The 18,100-nt window shown below is 71.7% G+C and carries 21 protein-coding genes; 7 read left to right on the top strand and 14 right to left on the bottom strand.

Annotation, left to right across the window (positions count from 1 at the left end; all coding sequences use genetic code 11):
- The first annotated feature begins 15 nt into the window (after positions 1 to 15).
- Positions 16 to 630: a TetR/AcrR family transcriptional regulator gene (locus ACFC96_RS28770; RefSeq protein WP_376614850.1), complete on the top strand. Its 615-nt coding sequence runs from the start codon at positions 16 to 18 to the stop codon at positions 628 to 630.
- A gap of 686 nt (positions 631 to 1,316) precedes the next feature.
- Here ACFC96_RS28770 and ACFC96_RS28765 read toward each other — a convergent pair.
- From ACFC96_RS28765 to ACFC96_RS28735, 7 genes are all read right to left on the bottom strand, one after another.
- Complete coding sequence (locus ACFC96_RS28765; protein WP_376263533.1) at positions 1,317 to 1,868, bottom strand: hypothetical protein; 552 nt, start codon at positions 1,866 to 1,868, stop codon at positions 1,317 to 1,319.
- A 164-nt stretch (positions 1,869 to 2,032) separates the two neighbouring features.
- Positions 2,033 to 2,716 carry a uracil-DNA glycosylase gene (ung, locus tag ACFC96_RS28760; protein ID WP_376263536.1) on the bottom strand — a complete coding sequence of 228 codons (684 nt, stop codon included), beginning with the start codon at positions 2,714 to 2,716 and terminating at the stop codon, positions 2,033 to 2,035.
- Between the two features lie 105 nt (positions 2,717 to 2,821).
- A complete protein-coding gene (locus ACFC96_RS28755; RefSeq protein ID WP_376614848.1) occupies positions 2,822 to 4,402 on the bottom strand; it encodes an ABC transporter substrate-binding protein in 1,581 nt (526 codons plus the stop codon).
- Positions 4,403 to 4,567: 165 nt separating this feature from the next.
- Positions 4,568 to 5,335, bottom strand: coding sequence for an SDR family oxidoreductase (locus tag ACFC96_RS28750; protein WP_376263542.1), 768 nt, complete (start codon positions 5,333 to 5,335; stop codon positions 4,568 to 4,570).
- A gap of 18 nt (positions 5,336 to 5,353) precedes the next feature.
- On the bottom strand, positions 5,354 to 6,115 hold the full coding sequence (gene fabG / locus ACFC96_RS28745) for a 3-oxoacyl-ACP reductase FabG (protein ID WP_376614846.1): 762 nt from the start codon (positions 6,113 to 6,115) through the stop codon (positions 5,354 to 5,356).
- Positions 6,116 to 6,274: 159 nt separating this feature from the next.
- Positions 6,275 to 6,661 (bottom strand): DUF3037 domain-containing protein, encoded by a 387-nt coding sequence (locus ACFC96_RS28740; protein ID WP_376614844.1) that lies wholly within the window; start codon positions 6,659 to 6,661, stop codon positions 6,275 to 6,277.
- Positions 6,658 to 7,485 carry a HipA family kinase gene (locus ACFC96_RS28735; protein WP_376614843.1) on the bottom strand — a complete coding sequence of 276 codons (828 nt, stop codon included), beginning with the start codon at positions 7,483 to 7,485 and terminating at the stop codon, positions 6,658 to 6,660. The genes ACFC96_RS28740 and ACFC96_RS28735 overlap by 4 nt, the downstream gene beginning before the upstream one ends.
- Positions 7,486 to 7,604: 119 nt before the next feature.
- On the opposite strand from ACFC96_RS28735, the gene ACFC96_RS28730 reads away from it, so the two are divergent.
- A complete protein-coding gene (locus tag ACFC96_RS28730) occupies positions 7,605 to 8,063 on the top strand; it encodes a Rieske (2Fe-2S) protein (RefSeq protein ID WP_376263553.1) in 459 nt (152 codons plus the stop codon).
- A 9-nt stretch (positions 8,064 to 8,072) separates the two neighbouring features.
- Here ACFC96_RS28730 and ACFC96_RS28725 read toward each other — a convergent pair whose 3' ends face one another.
- Positions 8,073 to 8,717 (bottom strand): cysteine hydrolase, encoded by a 645-nt coding sequence (locus ACFC96_RS28725; RefSeq protein ID WP_376614841.1) that lies wholly within the window; start codon positions 8,715 to 8,717, stop codon positions 8,073 to 8,075.
- Positions 8,718 to 8,842: 125 nt separating this feature from the next.
- Between ACFC96_RS28725 and ACFC96_RS28720 the strand changes: the two genes are divergently transcribed.
- On the top strand, positions 8,843 to 9,310 hold the full coding sequence (locus tag ACFC96_RS28720) for a pyridoxamine 5'-phosphate oxidase family protein (RefSeq protein ID WP_340460953.1): 468 nt from the start codon (positions 8,843 to 8,845) through the stop codon (positions 9,308 to 9,310).
- Positions 9,311 to 9,367: 57 nt separating this feature from the next.
- Here ACFC96_RS28720 and ACFC96_RS28715 read toward each other — a convergent pair whose 3' ends face one another.
- Positions 9,368 to 10,354, bottom strand: a complete 987-nt coding sequence (locus ACFC96_RS28715; protein WP_376614839.1) for a LysR family transcriptional regulator — start codon at positions 10,352 to 10,354, stop codon at positions 9,368 to 9,370.
- Positions 10,355 to 10,429: 75 nt separating this feature from the next.
- On the opposite strand from ACFC96_RS28715, the gene ACFC96_RS28710 reads away from it, so the two are divergent.
- A complete protein-coding gene (locus ACFC96_RS28710) occupies positions 10,430 to 11,419 on the top strand; it encodes a DMT family transporter (protein ID WP_376263563.1) in 990 nt (329 codons plus the stop codon).
- On the opposite strand, the gene ACFC96_RS28705 is transcribed toward ACFC96_RS28710, so the two are convergent.
- Positions 11,410 to 12,741 carry an aminotransferase class I/II-fold pyridoxal phosphate-dependent enzyme gene (locus ACFC96_RS28705; RefSeq protein WP_376614837.1) on the bottom strand — a complete coding sequence of 444 codons (1,332 nt, stop codon included), beginning with the start codon at positions 12,739 to 12,741 and terminating at the stop codon, positions 11,410 to 11,412. The two genes, ACFC96_RS28710 and ACFC96_RS28705, sit on opposite strands and share 10 nt — an antisense overlap.
- 35 nt (positions 12,742 to 12,776) lie before the next feature.
- On the opposite strand from ACFC96_RS28705, the gene ACFC96_RS28700 reads away from it, so the two are divergent.
- Positions 12,777 to 13,475: a pyridoxamine 5'-phosphate oxidase family protein gene (locus ACFC96_RS28700; protein WP_376263568.1), complete on the top strand. Its 699-nt coding sequence runs from the start codon at positions 12,777 to 12,779 to the stop codon at positions 13,473 to 13,475.
- A 70-nt stretch (positions 13,476 to 13,545) separates the two neighbouring features.
- Here ACFC96_RS28700 and ACFC96_RS28695 read toward each other — a convergent pair whose 3' ends face one another.
- The 3 genes from ACFC96_RS28695 to ACFC96_RS28685 all read right to left on the bottom strand — a co-directional run bounded on the left by ACFC96_RS28695 (position 13,546) and on the right by ACFC96_RS28685 (position 16,449).
- Positions 13,546 to 14,520 carry a DMT family transporter gene (locus ACFC96_RS28695; RefSeq protein WP_376614835.1) on the bottom strand — a complete coding sequence of 325 codons (975 nt, stop codon included), beginning with the start codon at positions 14,518 to 14,520 and terminating at the stop codon, positions 13,546 to 13,548.
- 214 nt (positions 14,521 to 14,734) lie between these two features.
- Positions 14,735 to 15,781, bottom strand: a complete 1,047-nt coding sequence (locus ACFC96_RS28690; protein ID WP_376263574.1) for a DMT family transporter — start codon at positions 15,779 to 15,781, stop codon at positions 14,735 to 14,737.
- 155 nt (positions 15,782 to 15,936) lie between these two features.
- Positions 15,937 to 16,449, bottom strand: a complete 513-nt coding sequence (locus tag ACFC96_RS28685; RefSeq protein ID WP_376614834.1) for a Clp protease N-terminal domain-containing protein — start codon at positions 16,447 to 16,449, stop codon at positions 15,937 to 15,939.
- A gap of 199 nt (positions 16,450 to 16,648) precedes the next feature.
- Between ACFC96_RS28685 and ACFC96_RS28680 the strand changes: the two genes are divergently transcribed.
- A complete protein-coding gene (locus ACFC96_RS28680) occupies positions 16,649 to 16,837 on the top strand; it encodes a hypothetical protein (protein WP_362909918.1) in 189 nt (62 codons plus the stop codon).
- Positions 16,838 to 16,959: 122 nt separating this feature from the next.
- Entirely contained in the window at positions 16,960 to 17,388 is a 429-nt protein-coding gene (locus ACFC96_RS28675; RefSeq protein WP_266566793.1) for an SRPBCC family protein, read from the top strand.
- 88 nt (positions 17,389 to 17,476) lie between these two features.
- Here ACFC96_RS28675 and ACFC96_RS28670 read toward each other — a convergent pair whose 3' ends face one another.
- Positions 17,477 to 18,085 (bottom strand): PadR family transcriptional regulator, encoded by a 609-nt coding sequence (locus tag ACFC96_RS28670; protein ID WP_376614832.1) that lies wholly within the window; start codon positions 18,083 to 18,085, stop codon positions 17,477 to 17,479.
- Positions 18,086 to 18,100: the final 15 nt, after the last annotated feature.

Genomic DNA, 18,100 nt, shown 5'->3' with positions numbered 1-18,100 from the left:
CGGTAGGTTGGGACCATGCCCCCTCGCAACAGCGCCGCCGGCGCCACCGGCGCACCTCGCGCCGAAGTCATCGCCGACGCCGCACTCGATCTGCTCGCCGAGCGCGGGATGCGGGGCCTGACACACCGGGCCGTCGACGAAGCGGCGGGCCTGCCACAGGGGTCGACGTCGAACCACGCACGGACCCGGCTCGCCCTCCTGGAGGCGACGGTGCGGCGCCTCGCGGTGCGCGAGTCACGCGTGCTCGCCGTGGACGAACTGCCGGATCCGGCCGGCGGGATCCACGCGCTCGTCGACGGCATGGCGCTCGCGCTGCACCGCTATCTGACCATCCACCCTCAACTACTGCTCTGCCGTTACGAGCTGGCGCTGGAGGCGACGCGGCGGCCGGAGTTGCGGACGTTCTTCGACGAGACGGGTCGGCAGTTCCACGAACCGCTCACCTCGCTGCTGCAGGCCGCGGGGTCCCGGGATCCGGAGCGGCACACGCTGTCGCTGGTGGCCTGGTCCGAGGGCATCATGTTCTCGTGCGTGGCCGGGGCGTTCCACGCGTCGGTCCCGGACCTGGCGGAACTGCGGGCGGGGTTCGGGGAACTGCTGCGCGGCATGCTCGACGCGTCCCCGTCCTGACCTGCGCTTCACCCGTGCGGGGCATCATCGGCCGACGGGCCCGCCACCAGGGTCCGCACCCGACAGAGTTGCGCGGGTGCATCGATCGACGACCTCAGCAGCGCTTCTGCTCACGATGGCGGCCACGGCCGCCGCGGTGTCCGGTTGCGTGAGCGTACGGCAGCCGGGGCCTGCGGCCGCGCCCTCCAGCGCCCCGGCCGCTCCGGCGGCACCCCGCCCCGACGGCCGGGCGGCCCCCAAGGTCGTGCAGGCGCCGGCGCGGGAGGCGCTGGACCGGATGGGCCGTAAGCCACCGGCCCGAACAACCTCACCGGAGCCGACCCGAACGCCACGCCCACCCCAGCCGCCGCGCCACGAAGCCCCGCACCCGCCCCCTCCCGGCCACGCGGCACACCCCACAGCACCTCCGCCGCACCACCCGCACACGGCCGCCCCCGCGGCTCCGGGCGTCCCGGGCGTGCCGGGTGTCCCGGGCGGTGTGTGCGCCCTGGGCAACCAGTACGGCAAGTGGAACCCGAACAGTCCCGAGGCCCGCATCTGCCGGAAGACGTACGGAGGGTGAGGCGGGCCGTGCGGCGGGCCGGAAAGTGACGGGGCAGAAGGTGAGGGGGTGACGAAGGACAGGGCGAAGCGGGAGGCGCATCGACCGGAGGCCCATACGGGGGGCGGGCTGTGAGGGGGGCCGCCTACGAACTCCGTCTCGGCGGCCCCAGCGGCTCGCCCCCGGCGGAATCGCGGCCCGGGCCCTCGTCCCTTCCGGGCGGCATCGCCGCGACCCGCGTCTCCAGGCGGGCGATGGCCGCCCGCACACCGTCCCCGTAACCGTCGTCCCCGAGCGCGCCCACCACGGCGCGTGCCTGTGTCAGATGGCTGCGGGCCGCTCCGGGGCGGCCGAGCTTCACATAGTCCGCCGCCAGGTTGAGATGCAGCGAGGGGTAGAGCGCGCGGACCGCGAGCGACTGCTCGTGGAGCGCGAGCCGCGCCTCGGTCAGGCCCTCGGCGGCGGACAGGGCCCGCAGGTCCCACGCCAGCTCGTGGTCCGGGTCGTCCTGGGCGTCCGCCATGTAGTGCGCCAGCGTGCAGCGGTGGAGGGGGTCGCCGTCCTCGCCGATCTCCGCCCACAGGCCGAGGTACCGGTCCCTCGCCTCCTCGCGGTCACCGGCGTGATGGAGCATGACCACCTGCCCGATCCGGGTCATCATGGCGTCGTCCGCCGCCTGCTCCCGCTGCTCAGCCACAGGTCCTCCACGCTCGTATGCCGATCGTCCAAGCTGATAACGATTCCGACGCTATAGGCAGCCGCTCACAATCCCGGTCAGGCGCGGGCGGGGGTCCCTCCGGGGGCCGGGTGCTCACCGCACGCGGAGCTGCACCCACCCGGAGGAACAAAACACCCGGGGCGTCAGCCCAGGTTCGGAATCCGCCAGTCGATCGGTGTGTGCCCCTGAGCGGCCACGGCCTTGTCGATCTGCGTGAAGGGATGCGAGCCGAAGAACTTCTTCGCGGACAGCGGCGAGGGATGCGCGCCCTTCACGACGACATGGCGCTCCTCGTCGATGAGGGGGAGCTTCTTCTGCGCGTAGTTCCCCCACAGGACGAACACGGCCGGGTCGGGCCGGTCGGCCACCGCGCGGATCACCGCGTCGGTGAACTTCTCCCAGCCCTTGCCCTTGTGCGAGTTGGCCTCGCCGGCCCGCACCGTGAGGACCGCGTTCAGCAGGAGGACTCCCTGCTCGGCCCACGGCATCAGATACCCGTTGTCCGGGACCGGGTGGCCGAGCTCCTCCTTCATCTCCTTGTAGATGTTCCGCAGGGAGGGCGGCGTCTTCACGCCGGGCCGCACGGAGAAGCACAGACCGTGCCCCTGCCCCTCCCCGTGGTAGGGGTCCTGGCCGAGGACGAGGACCTTGACCCGGTCGTACGGGGTCGCGTCGAGCGCCGCGAAGACCTCCTCGCGCGGCGGGTAGACGGGACCCCTCGCGCGCTCCTCCTCGACGAACTCGGTGAGCTCCTTGAAGTAGGGCTTCTGCAGCTCCTCGCCGAGGACGCCGCGCCAGGACTCGGGCAGCATCGCGGTGTCGGTCACGTCAACAACCTCCGGGGTACGGTCACTTCACGGCCGCACGAGGCACGGCCGCTGCACACCCCAGAACCTACCCGCGGCCACTGACAACGGGCCCCGGCGGACCGCCTACCAGCTGGTCTTGCGCTGCAGCTCCCACATCATCATGATCGTCGACGGGTCGAGTGCCCGCTCGCCGCCCGAGATCTCCTCGCTGGCCGCGATGTACTGCTTGCCCTGCCACAACGGCAGCAGCCGGGCGTCGTCGACGAGTATCTGCTGGGCCCGCTTGAACTGGCCCACCACGGCGGCGCGGTCGCTCTCGCGGCGCGACTGCGGCAGCAGATCGTCGGTGATCTCCTTGGACGCGTAGGGCGTTCCGAGCGCGTTCTGCTGCCCGACGAAGGGCGCGATGAAGTTGTCCGCGTCCGGGAAGTCGGGGAACCAGCCACGGCCGAAGACGGGGTACTCGCCCTTGCGGTATCCGGCCTCGAACGTCTTCCAGGGACGCCCCTTGACCGTGACGTCGAACAGTCCGGACGCGTCCAGCTGTCGCTTGAGCTCGGCGAACTCGTCGCCGGTCGCGGACCCGTAGCGGTCGGTGGCGTACCAGAGGGTGAGCGGGACCGGGGCCGTGATGCCCGCCCGGGTGAGGATGTCCCTGGCCTTGGCCGCGTTCGGGTCGCCGAAGTCGTCGAAGAAGCCGGTGGTGTGGCCGGTCAGGCCTCTCGGGACCATCGAGTAGAGCGGTTCGACGGTGTCCTGGTAGATCTTGTGGGCGATCGCGCCGCGGTCGACGACCTGGGCGACGGCCTTGCGGACGGCGGACTTGCGCGCCCAGTGATCCTTGGGGTTGAACACCAGGTAGCTGATCTCCATGCCCGCGCCCTCGACGAGCTGGATGCCGTCCTTGGCCTGCTTGCCCTGGAGCCCCACGACGTCCGACGCGGCGAGCCCGCGGTACGTGGCATCGATCTTCTTGGCGCGCAGGGCGCCGACCATCGAGGCGGAGTCCTTGAAGTAGCGGATGGTGACGGCGCTGTTCTTGCGTTCGGCGAACCCGTCGTAGTGGTCGTTCTTGACCAGCTCCGCCTTGTCGCCGTCGGTGTACGCGTCGAGCGCGTACGGCCCCGAGCCGGCGATCTTGCCGTCGTCGCGGACCGCGTCGGCCGGGTACTCGGCGGGGTCCACGATGGACATCGCCGGTGTCGCGAGCACGAAGGGGAAGGTCGCGTCGGGCTTGTTCAGGGTGAAGGTGATGTCACGGTCGCCCTTGACCGCGACCGACTTCAGGCTGCCGAGGAGCCCCTTGGGCCCACCCTTGACGTCGATCCTGCTGATGCGGTCGATGGAGTACTTCACGGCCGTCGCGTCGAGCTTGTCGCCGTTCGAGAACGCCATGCCCTCGCGCAGCTTGCAGTGGTAGACGCTGTTGGAGGGGTCGGTGAACTCGCAGCGCTCGGCGGCGTCGGGCTTCGGCTCGGAGGCGCCGGAGGGGAAGCTGAGGAGGGTCTGGTAGACGTTCCTGAACAGCTCCCAGGAACCGTCCCAGGACGCGGCCGGGTCGAGAGTGCTCGGCGCGCTGGTGGTCCCCACGACGATGGGTTCGGTGTCGTCGGACTCTCCGGACGACATCAGTCCGCATCCGGCAAGGAGCGATATGCACGTTATCGCCGCCAGTAGACGGGGGCCCTGGATCCGGTTGAACACGCGCGCGCTCCTCGATCGGCCATGCCACAGGTCGGCAGACCATACCGCAGTGCCCCGCCGGGCCAACGAGGCACTCCGGCAGGGCACTTGATGCGCACGTACGGGACGTACGCGGGGAACTTTCAGTTAAGCGAACTTGGTCCGATTAGGCCTCACGAGGCTTTGTCAGCTGACGCCCGCATTGAGGAAAATCCCGCCGTCGACCACGAGGGTCTGACCGGTGATCCAGTCGGACTGCTGCGAGGTCAGGAAGGCGGCGGCGCCGCCGATGTCCTCGGGCACACCGAGCCGGGCCAGCGGGTAGGCGGCCGCGGCCTCGGCCTCCCGGCCCTCGTAGAGAGCCGTCGCGAACTTGGTCTTCACGACGGCCGGGGCGATCGCGTTGACCCGCACCTTGGGCGCGAACTCGTGCGCGAGCTGGACGGTCAGGTTGATCATCGCCGCCTTGCTCATGCCGTACGCGCCGATGAACGGGGACGGGGCGAGACCCGCGACGGAGGCGATGTTGACGATCGCCCCGCCGTTCTCGCTCTGCCACGCCTTCCACGTCTGCTGGGCGAAACCGAGCGCGGAGATCACATTGGTCTCGTAGACCTTGCGGGCCACGCTCAGGTCGAGCTCGGCCATCGGGCCGAACACCGGGTTCGTACCGGCGTTGTTGACCAGGTAGTCGACGCGGCCGAACGCCTCCATGGTGCGCTCGACGGCTGCGGCCTGGTGCGCCTCGTCGTGGGCCTTTCCGGCCACGTAGATGACACGGTCGGAGCCGAGGGCCTCGACGGCCTCCTTGAGCGCGTCCTCACCGCGGCCGGTGATGCACACGCGGTCGCCGCGCGCGACGAAGGCCTCGGCGATGCCGTGGCCGATGCCGCGGCTTCCGCCGGTGACGAGGGCGACCTTGCCGGAGAGCTCAGGGAGCTGGGCTGACGTCATGTCCGTTTCCCCCCGGCCCTAGTTGAGCGGTCCGCCGGCGACGTACATGACCTGGCCGGAGACGAATCCGGCCGCCTCGCCGGTGAAGAAGGCGATGGCGTTGGCGATGTCGTCGGGCTTGCCCACGCGCTGGACCGGGATCTGCGTGGCGGCGGCGGCCTGGAACTCCTCGAAGCCCATGCCGACACGGGCGGCGGTGGCGGCCGTCATCTCGGTGACGATGAAGCCGGGGGCGACGGCGTTCGCGGTGACACCGAACTTGCCGAGCTCCTTGGCGAGGGTCTTGGTGAAGCCCTGGAGGCCGGCCTTGGCCGCCGAGTAGTTGACCTGGCCGCGGTTGCCGAGCGCCGACGACGAGGACAGGTTGACGATGCGGCCGAACTTGGCGTCCACCATGTGCTTCTGGACGGCCTTCGACATCAGGAACGCGCCGCGCAGGTGCACGTTCATGACGGTGTCCCAGTCCAGGGCGCTCATCTTGAACAGCAGGTTGTCGCGGAGCACGCCCGCGTTGTTGACGAGGATCGTCGGCGCGCCGAGCTCCTCGGCGATGCGCGCGACCGCGGCCTCGACCTGCGCCTCGTCGGCGACGTCGCAGCCGACCGCGAGGGCCTTGCCCCCGGCGTTGGTGATCTGCTCGACGGTGTCCTTGCAAGCGGCCTCGTCGAGGTCGATCACGGCTACGGCGCGACCCTCGGCGGCCAGACGTACGGCGGTGGCGGCGCCGATGCCGCGTGCGGCACCGGTGACGATCGCGACGCGCTGCTCAGTGGTGGACATGCTCTTCGGTCTCCTCGCCCTAGAGTGCGGCCCTCACGTCCCAACTCGGTGAGCGACCGCTTAGTACCCTGTGGACGTGACGCTAGAAGTCCTGGCACCCGGTGTCAACGTACCCACCGGGTGCGACTGATCACTCACCGCGAAGGGGCCGCCTCGAGGTCACCTCACCAGGAGGTCGAGAAGCCGGTCGGCCTCGGCCTCGGGGTCCTCGGTGAGACCGGTGTGCACAGGTCCCGGCTGCACGACCGTGGAACGTGGCGCGACCAGCCACCGGAAGCGCCGACCCGCGTCGTCGTCCGCCGCCTGGCCCGCGTCACCGCCCCCGCGGCAGTGGCTCTCGACGGCCGCGAGCGACGCGCGGACGCCGGTCACGTCCGCCTGTGGATCGAGGGCGCGCAGCTTCGCCTCGTCAAGGTGCGTGAGCGCGCGGACGTAGGACTTGGCACGGCAGTAGACGACCACGCCGGCATTGATCTGCTCGCCGCGCTCGACGCGCGGGACGACGCGCAGCAGGGCGTATTCGAAGACGTCTCGGGTGGTCGTCACCGGGTGCCGCCCTTCACCGTCGCCGTGCCGGTGACCCAGCCCGGGGCGCGCGGGACACGGTCGGGATCCGGCTCGGGCAGGCCGATCCGCTCGTGGACGGTCGCCGCGCGGGGCAGCAGCACGGCGGCGTACGCGCGCCGCACCGCATCCGGGTCGTCGAAGCCCGGCTCGTCGGCGAGCCAGGCGTCCGGGACGTCGGCGGTGACCTCGGCGAGCAGTTCGTCGGTGAGCCGCGGCGCCAGCTCCGCGGCGGCGGCCGCGACGTCGGGCGCGAAGGGGGCGAGGGCATGGTCACGGGCGTCGTACGGCCGGGCCGCCGCGGCCTGGGCCCCGCGCCAGTTGTGGTGCCAGATCATGCTCGCGCCGTGGTCGATGAGCCACAGGTCGCCGTGCCAGACCAGCATGTTCGGGTTGCGCCAGGACCGGTCGACGTTGTTGATCAGCGCGTCGAACCAGACGACGCGGCCCGCCTCCACGGGATCCACCTCGTAGGCGAGCGGGTCGAAGCCGAGCGCGCCGGAGAGGTACCGCATCCCGAGGTTCACGCCGCCGCTCGACTTGAGGAGGCCCTGCACCTCCTGGTCGGGCTCGCCCAGGCCGATCACGGGGTCGAGTCCGATCCGTACGAGCCCGGGCACCCGGAATCCGAGCCGCCGTGCGAGCCCCCCGCAGATCACCTCCGCGACGAGCGTCTTGCGGCCCTGTCCCGCGCCGGTGAACTTCATGACGTAGGGGGCGAGATCGTCGGCCTCGACGAGCCCGGGGAGCGATCCGCCCTCCCTCATCGGGGTGACATAACGGGTCGCCGTGACTTCGGTGAGCATTGCCCCAGGTTAGGCGAGACATCATCGCCGTACGAAAGTCCGTCCGGTGTTGAACATTCCGGTCCCGCGGCCCGTACGGAAGTGGGCCACCCCCCTCGAACCGAAGGGAAACACCAGTAATGACCGCTTCGCACGAGTCCGCATCCGCCCCGACCCGCCGCACCGTCGTCGCGGCCGTGGGAGCCGCCGGTATCGCCGCCGCGCTCACGGCGTGCGGGAGTTCGGACGATTCGTCGTCCTCCCAGCCGGCGGGAAACGGGGCCAAGGAGGGCGCGGCCGGAGACGGGGCGGGCAAGGAACTCGCCAAGACCGCGGACATCCCCGTCGGCGGCGGAAAGATCTTCGGTGACGCGGGCGTGGTGGTCACGCAGCCGAAGAAGGGCGAGTTCAAGGCCTTCACGAACATCTGCACCCACAAGCAGTGCCCGGTCACCGCGATCGAGGGGGGCACCATCAACTGCCCGTGCCACGGCAGCAAGTTCTCCATCGAGGACGGCAGCGTGAAGCACCCGCCCGCCGCGCAGCCCCTGGCCGCCAAGGAGATCACCGTCTCCGGCGACTCGATCACCCTGGCGTAGCGACGCGGGTCAGCGGCCTCGGCGCGGGCGCTTCCAGCAGGCGAGCACGTCGTGTGTGGACGTCACGGTGGCGACGAGGGCGAGCGTGTTGCGGATCATCGCGGGGGTGTAGTCGGACGGCACCCCCGCGACGGCGTCGGCGGGCACGGCGACGGTGTAACCGCGGTTCACCGCGTCGAAGACCGCGTTCGGTATCGCGACGTTCGCCGAGACGCCGGTGACGATCAGCGTCCGGCAGCCGAGGTTGCGCAGCAGGGCGTCCACGTCGGTGCCCGCGATCGGCGAGAGGCCGTGCAGCCGGCGTACGACGATGTCCTCGTCCGCCACCTCGACGGGCGGCGCGATCCTGACCGCCTCGGTGCCGGAGATCTGCTGTACGGGCAGTCGCGCGGCGGCACGGAACAGCCGTCCGTTGCGGTTGGCGCCGCGCCCGTCGGGCCGCCGCTCCGCCACGGCGTGCAGCACCTGCACACCGCTCTCGTGGGCACCCGAGACGAGTCGCGCCACATTGCCGAGCGCCCCGGACGACCTGGCCTCCTCGGCAAGTTCGGGCAGAGCGCTGTCGGGGCCGACGACTCCCTGCTGGCACTCCACGGTCAGCACTACGGTGGTGGCCGGATCGAGCAGTTCGGCGAGCTCTTCGTACGACGGCACGGGGTCCCCCTGTCGCAGGCGTCCTGAGCGGCGAGAGATTAGCCACCATTGCGCCATGGGGGAAGACACCCCATGCTTCTGATCTGACAGACCGTCAGTGAAAAGCCCGCGAAGGGGGAGTACGCATGGCCGTCACACAGCGCCGGGGCCGCAGGATCATGATGACACCGGCCGAGCTGGACGAGTTCCTGGGATCCCAGCGCACCTGCCGCGTCGCCACGGTCTCGCCCGACGGCTCCCCGCACGTCAGCACCCTGTGGTTCGTCTGGGACGGCACCTGTCTGTGGCTGTACTCGATCACGCGCAGCCGCCGCTGGGCCGACCTCCTCAAGGACCCGCGCATCGCTGTCGTGATCGACGCGGGCGAGGAGTACGGGGATCTGCGCGGCGCCGAGCTGTCGGGCACCGTGGAGTTCGTCGGGGAGAGCCCGCGCACCGGTGAGCCCGTCCCCGAACTGGACGCACCCGAGCGGCTGTTCGCCCGCAAGAACTTCGCGATGGACGAGATGGTGCACGACGGCCGGCACGCCTGGGCCCGGCTCACGCCCGACAAGATCGCGTCGTGGGACTTCAGGAAGCTGGCGTCGCTCTAGGGCCTGTCGTCACATTCCCGTCCGCCCGGCGGGCGGACGGGAATGTGACGACAGGCCCTATCCCTCGCCGGGCGAGCCCTCTCCGGCTGAACCTTCACCTGGCGAGCCTTCCCCCGGAGACCCTTCTCGCGCGGCGACATCCCCGCCCAGACTCGCGCCCACGCCCCGGAGCGCCTTCACCGCCGCCCTGATCGACGGCCGCCGGTCCGCGTCGGCCCGCCACACGACGTAGACGTGCCGGCGTACGCGCTGCCGCACCGGCACGGTCACCACCCCGTCCGGCACCGGATCGCGCCCGAGGAGCGGTGCCACGCACACACCGAGCCCGGCGGCGACGAGGCCGAGCTGGGTGTGGGTCTCGGCGGCGCGATGGCCGATACGGGGCTCGACACCCTTGGCTCGGAGCGTGAAGAGCAGCCACTCGTGGCAGAACTCGCCCTCGCCCCACGTGATCCACTCGTCGTCGGCGAAGTCCTCGAGGCCCACCTCGCGGCGACCGGCGAGGGGGTGGTCCGCCGGCATCGCGACATCGGCGGGATCGTCGAGTATCGCCGCCTTGACGAGGCCGTCGGGGAGCGGCATCGGCTTGTTATACCAGTCGAGCACGACCGCCAGGTCCAGGTCACCGCGCACGACCCCGGCGACCCCCATCTCGGGCTCCAGCTCCTGCGAGCGCAGCCGCAGACCCGGATGCTCCGCTCGCAGGGCCGCGAGGGCGCGCGGGAAGAGGCCGCGGGCCGCGGTCGGGAACGCGGAGATCCGCAGCTCCCCCACGACCTGCCCACGGTGCGCCTCCAGGTCCGACTGCGCGAGCTCGACCTGGGACAGGATCCGCCCCGCGTGCTCGGCGAGCAGCCGCCCGGCGTCGGTGAGGCGCACTCCCCTGCCGTTCTTGGCGAGAAGCTGCTGGCCGACCTCGCGTTCCAGCTTGGCCATCTGCTGCGAGACGGCGGACGTCGTGACGTGCAGGCCTTCCGCGGCGCCGCTGACGGACCCGTGTCGGGCGAGTGCGTCGAGGGTGCGCAACCGCTCCAGATTCAACATGTAAGCGATGCTAAGCGATACCAGGGAACAAGTCTCGCTTGTGCTAAGAGGTTGTGGGGCGGCACCCTTACGCCCATGAGCACCGTCGCCTCCTCGTCGCTCCCTGCGACTCCGGCCCCCGCGCCTTCCGGCATCCCCACGGAAACACCTTCCTCCGCACGGCCCCGCCGCGCCCTCGACTGGCGCGTCCGCTTCGGCGTCCTGTCGCTGATCTGGGGCTTCAGCTTCCTCCTCATCAAGGTCGGCACCGACGGCTACGCACCGTTCCAGGTGACGCTGGGGCGGCTCGCGTTCGGCACGGCGGTGCTCGCCGCGGCCATGGCCGTGAAGCGTGAGCGGCTGCCGAGGGGCCTGCGGACCTGGGGACACATCGCGGTGGCGGCGCTGCTGCTCAACTCCCTGCCGTTCTCGCTGTTCGCGTTCTCCGAGCAGACGATCCCCTCGACGCTCGCCGGTATCTGCAACGCGACGTCTCCGCTGTGGGGCATGGCCCTGTCGCTGGTGGCGCTCTCCGAGGACCGGCCCACACGCCGCCGGGTGGCGGGGCTCGGTATCGGCTTCCTCGGGGTGCTCACGGTCCTCGGCGTGTGGCAGGGCTTCCACGGCCTGGACCTGGCCGGCACGGCGATGGCGCTGCTCGCCTCGCTGTGCTACCCGGTCGGCTGGATCTATCTACGCCGTACGCTGGCCGGGACCGGCCACTCGAACCTGTCGCTGTCCGGCGCGCAGCTCCTGACGGCCACGGTCCAACTGGCCGTCGTCACCCCGGTGTTCACGACACTGCCGGCCCACCTCCCGGTCCTGCCCCTGCTCGCGATCGTCGCCCTGGGCGCCCTCGGCACCGGCCTCGCCTTCCTCATCCAGTACGGCCTGGTGGCGGAGGTCGGTCCGACCACGGCGCAGATGGTCACCTATTTCATCCCGGTGATCGCGACGGCCGCGGGGGTCGCCCTGCTCGGCGAGTCCCTGAGCTGGTCCACCCCGATCGGCGCGGTGGTCGTGCTGGCGGGTGCTGCGCTCACACAGTCCAGGGCGCGTCCCTCCCGGCGTGGCACTCAGCCGTAACGGCGCGCGGGGGCCGGCCCGGTGGCGGACGCGACGGCGTCGGCCACCGGGCCGATGTCGTCCGCGCCGAGCGTCGACACGGTGATGCGCACCCCGGGCGCCGCCCCCATCCGGAAGCGCGCCCCGGGCGCGACGGCCCATCCGGCGTGCAGCAGCCGGGCGACCGCCCCCGTCTCGTCCGGTACGGGCACCCACACGTTCAGGCCGCTGCGACCGTGCGCGTCGATCCCGCGCTCGGCGAGGGCCGCGATGAGCGCGTCGCGGCGCTGCCCGTAGGACGCGGAGACGGCGCGCGTGTCCACCGCGCCCTCGGTCCACAGTCGGGCGACGGCCCGCTGGAGGATGCGGCTCACCCAGCCGGGGCCGAGGCGCTGCCGTCCCTGCACCCGGTCGACCGTGACCGCGTCGCCCGTCAGCACGGCGAGCCGCAGGTCGGGCCCGTAGGCCTTGGCGGCGGAGCGGACCAAGGCCCAGTGCCGCGTCGCACCGGCCAGCGGATACAGCGGCAGGTCGACGATCCCGTGCCCGTGGTCGTCCTCGATGAGCAGTACGTCCTGGTGGGCCGCCAGGACCGTGCGCAGCGCACGCGCGCGTGGCGCGGTGACGGCGGCGCCGGTGGGGTTCTGGGCGCGGTCGGTGACCACGAGGGCCCGCGCCCCCGCGCTCAGGGCCCGCTCCACCTCGTCGGCCAGTGGCCCGTCGTCGTCCACGCCGACGGGCACCAGGCGCAGCCCGAGCGCCGGGACCAGGTCGAGGAGGCTGCCCCAGCCCGGGTCCTCGACGGCGACGGCGTCGCCGGGCTTGAGGTGCGCGGCGAGCACCCGCTCGATGGCGTCGAGGGAGCCCGACGCGACGGCGACGGGGCCCTCCGGAATCCCGTCCCTGTCGAAGTCGACGCGCGTGTGGCGGGCCAGTTCCGGCTCCAGGAGTCCGTCGCCGTAGAGGACGGGCACCTTGTCGCCCTGCGCGGCCGCCCAGGCGAAGGCCTCGGCGAGCGGGGGCAGCAGGCCCGTATCGGGGTTGCCGTTCGAGACGTCGCGCACGCCGGCCGGCACGTCGACGCGGATCAGCTCGCGCGCCGTCGTGGCCGGCTTGGACCGCACGCGGCTGCCGCGGCGCCCGGCGGTCTCGATCACTCCGCGCTCACGCAGCGTGCGATAGGCGGCCGCGACCGTATTGGGATTGACCCCGAGATGCTGGGCCAACTCCCTCATCGGCGGCAGGAGTTGCCCCGGCAGCAGGTCACCCCCGCCCACCGCGCGCTCCACGCTGGCCGCGATCTCGGCTGCGCGCCGTCCTTCGATCGGATACTCTCCTAGCACAAAGCAGATTATGCACTAGTGCAATGGAGTTCGCAATGAGCGTGGCATCCGAGCCCGGCACCGTCGCCTCCGGGGACGCCTCCGCCTCCTACCCGGCCACCGACCGCACCGTCCCGGCCCGCATGCGCGAGCGGACGCACTACGACCGCGAGCTGGTCCACTCGATACTCGACGAGGCGTACATCTGCCATCTCGGGTTCGTCCGCGACGGCTCCCCCGTCGTGCTGCCGACCCTGTACGGACGGGTCGGCGAGACCCTCTACGTGCACGGTTCGACGGGCGCGCGCGTCCAGCGCATGGCGGGCGCGGCCGACCCCGGACTGCGGGTCTGCCTGACGGTCACGCATGTCGACGGTCTCGTGCTCGCGCGCTCCGCCTTCCACCACTCGCTCAACTACCGCTCCGTGGTGGTGCACGGCCTCGCCCACCAGGTGACCGACCCCGACGAGAAGCGCACGGCTCTCGACGCGCTCGTCGACCACGTGGTGCCGGGCCGCTCGCAGGACTCGCGCCCCGGGAACGACAAGGAGCTCGCGGCGACGTCCGTCCTGCGCCTCGACCTCGCGGAGGTCTCCGCACGGGTCCGCGCCGGCGGCCCCAACGACGACGAAGAGGACCTCGGCCTGCCGTACTGGACCGGCGTCGTCCCGCTCACCAAGGGCCACGGCGCGCCGGTCCCGGCCGACGACCTCGCGCCGGGCATCGCGGTGCCGGACTACCTGACCGTTTCGTAGGGCTCTTCCATGGCACGTCCCGGGCCGAGCCCCGGTGAGCGTCGATACGCCCACCGGGGCTCGTCGTCCGCTACCTCGCGCGCGCCTCGGCCACGGCGAGCCCGGTCACCGCGGCCAGCATCAGGACCGTGCCCGCCACCGTCGGCGCGGTCAGCCGCTCGCCGAGGAGCACGACCGCGATGACGGCGGCGCTCACCGGTTCGAGCAGCATGATCACCGAGACGGTCGCGGACCTGACCACCGCGGCGCCCGAGAAGTACAGGGCGTAGGCGAGCGCGGTAGGTACTGACGCGATGTAGACCAGCATCCCCAGCACCTGGAGCGGCTGGGAGGTGTGCGGCACCAGACCCTCCAGCGCCCCGAGCGGCAGGAGGCTCACCGCGGCGACGGCGAACGTCAGGACGGACGTGTCGAGTTGATCGCCCGACCGGCCGTCCCGCCCGAACCACCGCGTCAGCAGAGTCATCACGGCGTAGCCGGCCGCGGAGACCACGGCCCACGCGACGCCGGCGGGACGCACGGCCGCGCCCCCGCCGCCGAGCACGAGGACGGTGAGGCCCGCGAGGGCGCCCAGCACGGCCAGCAGTCCGCCGCCGCCGAGCCGTTCGCCCATGATCAGGCGCGCGCCGAGCGCGATGAGGACCGGCCCCGCGCCGAGGGTGACCACGGTGGCGACGGCGAGTCCGGTCGCCTGGACCCCCGCGAAGTACGCGGTCTGGAAGACACTCAGGGCGATCCCGGTGACGACGATCCGCACCGCCTTGCGCAGGCGCGGTTCCGTCGCGGGCCGGGTCCTGCGCGGTCGCAGGGCCCGTGCCACGAGCAACAGCGCGAGGCCGCCCAGGCAGCGCCAGAACGACAGGGCGGCGGGGCCGAGGTCACTGGCCCGGAAGACCAGCGAGGCGGCGGCGCCCGCGGTGCCCCAGGCGGCGCCGGCGACGACGAGGTAGAGGAGCCCGCGCCCGACGGGCAACAGCGATGCTGCTCCGGCGGACGACGTACGGGACGAGGTGTCGGCTGAGTCAGCCGCGACAGTGTGCAACACGTGGTTCTCCACGAAGAGTGGCCTCCGCGCCCCATGGACGGGGGCGGGGCAAGGACACGGACTGTCGTCTGCGGGCAGCCGTGAACCGCTCGGGTCGTCCCGAGCCGGATCCTCGTCGAATGGGCCGCCGGAGCGCGATGGTCCGGGCGGCCGCCGCCCGCGTTACGCGGCCGGGGGCGGAAGCACGAGTGCGCGTGAATGCATGATCAACACCTTAGTTCGCGCTGCCGCTGCCGGACAACGTCTTGTCCGGCGACTCCGGGAACGCCTCGTCCGGGGCGGACCCGTCCGGGGCGACCTCGACCGCGACGGCGACGATCTCGGGCTTCGCCGGAGCCGAGGACTGCGCGATGAACGCACCGACCAGGACGACCGCGCCGCCGACGATCTGCGGTGCCGACAGATGCTCGCCCAGGAGCACCCAGGCCAGCACGGTCGCGATGACCGCTTCCAGGCAGGCCACGACTCCGGCCACCTGGGGCGAGAGGCGGCGCACGGAGAGGACCCCGGTGACGTAGGCGATGACCGTGGCGATCAGCACGATCCAGCAGAGCAGCAGCCACGCGGGCACGGAGGTGCCGTTCATCGAGGCACTGCCGCCGAGCACCGACCAGTCCATGCCCCAGGGGCGCGCCACGACCGTCAGGACGAGGGCGCCGACGAGCAGCCCGTACGCGATCACGCCGAGCGGGTCCGGGGCCCGGTCCCCCGCGTCGCTGCCCTGGTCGGACAGGACGAAGTAGCCGACCTGGCAGCAGGCGGCGGCGAGGGCGAGCAGCAGTCCGATCAGGTCGACGCTGAGGCCCGCCCACACCTCGACGACACAGGCGAGGCCGCCGACGGCGAGGACCACGCCGAGCGCGGCGGCGCGCGTCACGGGCCTGCGCTGCACGAAACGCACCCAGCCGAGGACCAGCGCGGGGGCGAGGTACTCGATGAGGAGCGCGACACCGACAGGGATTCGGGAGATCGCGGCGAAGTAGCAGGCCTGTACACCGGCGACGGCGAGCAGGCCGAACCCGGCGAGCAGCGCGGGCCGCCGGACGACCAGGGAGCGGTGCCGCCAGGCGACGGGCAGCATGACGAGCGCGGCGCCGGCGACGCGTAGCCACACCACGTGGAGCGGGTCGAGACCCGCCTCGATCAGCGGCTTCGCCGCCACACCGGAACCGCCGAAGGCGAGCGCCGAGACAAGGGCGAGCCCCAGTCCGACACCTCGCCCGCGGTTCGCCTGAATCCCCTGAGACGCATGCACCGGCACATCATGACAGCCGGCGTCATGACCGTCATCCCCGATGACCCCTGTCTCACGTGCCGGACGCGCCGGGCATGACGAACGGAGGCACGCCCCCAGGAGCCGCCCCGAACAGAACCGACCTCAACGCGAACCCGGGCCTCGGCCCAGAACCGCCCGCCTCAGCACCCGGCCTCGACACGCCGCCGCAGGCCCTCCGCGTCGACCCCGGCCCGGCCGAGCACCTCGACGGCGCGGCACTCCCGGTCCGCCGCGAGCGAGGTGAGGAGGTCGACGCCGCGCGCACGCGGGTCGCCGCGGCGTTCGGCGCGGTCGAGCGCGGCTTCCATCGCGGCCGCCGCGGCGGGCGACCAGCCGAGCCCCGTCACGACGGGCACGGCTCCGGAGTCCTCGACCGTGCCCTGCCAGTGGAGGCCGTAGCCGATGCTCCGCTGCACGAGGTAGCCGAGGAGGCGCGCGAGCTGGGGTCCGCCGCCGAAGGCCTCGCGCACCTGCGGGTCGGTCTCGAGGAGAGAGTGCAGGAGATGCGCGGTGTCGATCTGGCGGTCCCCGTCACGGACGGCTCTGCGGCGGGCACCGGCCACCACCGAGGCGAGCTCGGGACTGAGCCTGGCGTCGACATCTGCACGACTGTGGCCGCTTGCGGCGGCCTCGGACGGGGTAGGGCTTTGCACATCTCCCACCTCATCAGTCCCTGTCCGGCCGGGCATCCCCGGCGGGAAGCATTTCCACGTCCGACGCAAGGTGGGCACGCATGAGCGGGTTCTCCTCCTTACGGATGAGATCACGCCTTTTTACCCCGAGAGGCGCGCGCCGCCTTGCATCGCGCCCCGCTCGCAACCGAAGACGCACCTGAACCCGTCCTTCACAAGTATGGAGAGCAGGTGCTGGCTCGTGGCCCTGCCTGCGATCGACGGCAGGCAGTACGTGTACCGGGTGTACGCACCTGACGACGCGCTGCTCGCCGACCTGTTCTGGGACGCCTGGCACTGTCACGACGAGGGGCCGTTCCCGCGCGCCTCGGACCTCTTCGACGCCGCGGTCATCGAGAAGCTCGACTGACCGCAGTTCCCCCGCATCCGTTTCTGACGCTTCATCAGTATTGAATGTTCGAGGCCCTGCGGCTACTTTCCGCGACACCACGGCTGCGCCCGCCGCAGCTCTCGTCGAGAAGGGGTGGTCGCATGGCCGAAGTCAGCGCGGAAGCACGGATCGGGGCGCCCGCGGAGAAGGTCTGGGCCCAGCTCACCGACTTCACCGCGTACGGCGAGTGGAACGCCACACACACGAGCTTCCCGAAGGGCGCCCCCACGTCGCTCGAAGTGGGCGGCACCTTCGAGGAGAACATGAAGCTCATGGGATTCCCGGCGGAGGTGACCTGGACCGTCGAGGACCTGGAGACCACCCGCACCCTCGCCATCAGGGGCAAGGGTCCGATGGGCGTCAACGTCGGCACGCGCTACACCCTGACCGCGGACGGCGACGGCACGACAGTCCGCATCGACGGCGAGTTCACCGGAGCCGCCGTGTCCCTGATGGCGGGCAAGCTCAAGGACTCGGCGACGGCCGCGCTCAACGAGTCGCTGCGCAAGCTGGCCGGCCTCGTCGCCTGAGCCCCACCCACCGGCGAACACATGAAGGCGCCCCGCACGCTCGGTGCGGGGCGCCTTCGCCTGTCGGTACGGGATCAGCCCGAGGACGTCAGTCCTCGTCGGCGAGGATCAGGTACAGCTTCTTGCGGGCGTCGTTGATGACGGTCAGCGCCTTCTCGCGCTGCTCCTTGCTGCCGGTCTTCCAGACCTGCCCGAACGCCTCCATCAGACCGAAGCCGGCCTGCCGGATCTCGTTCAGGGTGTCCCAGTCGACCCCGCGCCCGGCCTCCTCCCAGGGAGCGTCGGGCCCCTCGTCGGCCGCGGAACGGCCGGACTCGGTGAGCGCGAACAGCTTCTTGCCACCCTCGCTCTCGCTGGCGATCAGGCCCTCGTCCTCCAACAGCTGGAGGGTCGGGTACACCGAACCCGGACTGGGCTTCCACGCCCCGCCACTGCGCTCGGCGATCTCCTGGATCATCTCGTAGCCGTGCATCGGACGGTCCTTCAGGAGGGCCAGGATCGACGCGCGTACGTCGCCGCGCCGTGCCCTTCCGCGAGGTCCGCCCCGGCCGCCGCGCCCGCCGCCCCAAGGTCCCGGGCCGAAGCCCGGCCCGAAGGGGCCGAAGGCGGCGCGCCGCCCCTCGAAGCCGCCCCGACCGTGATGGCCGGGCCCGCACTGTCCATGCCCGTGTTCATGCTCGTGGCCATGGGAACGCATCTCCATCATTCCTTC

Source organism: Streptomyces sp. NPDC055955 (genome assembly GCF_042270245.1).
Classification (GTDB): Bacteria; Actinomycetota; Actinomycetes; order Streptomycetales; family Streptomycetaceae; genus Streptomyces.
The sequence above is the reverse complement of the archived record's forward strand: the minus strand, read 5'-3'. Positions and strand labels throughout refer to the sequence as shown.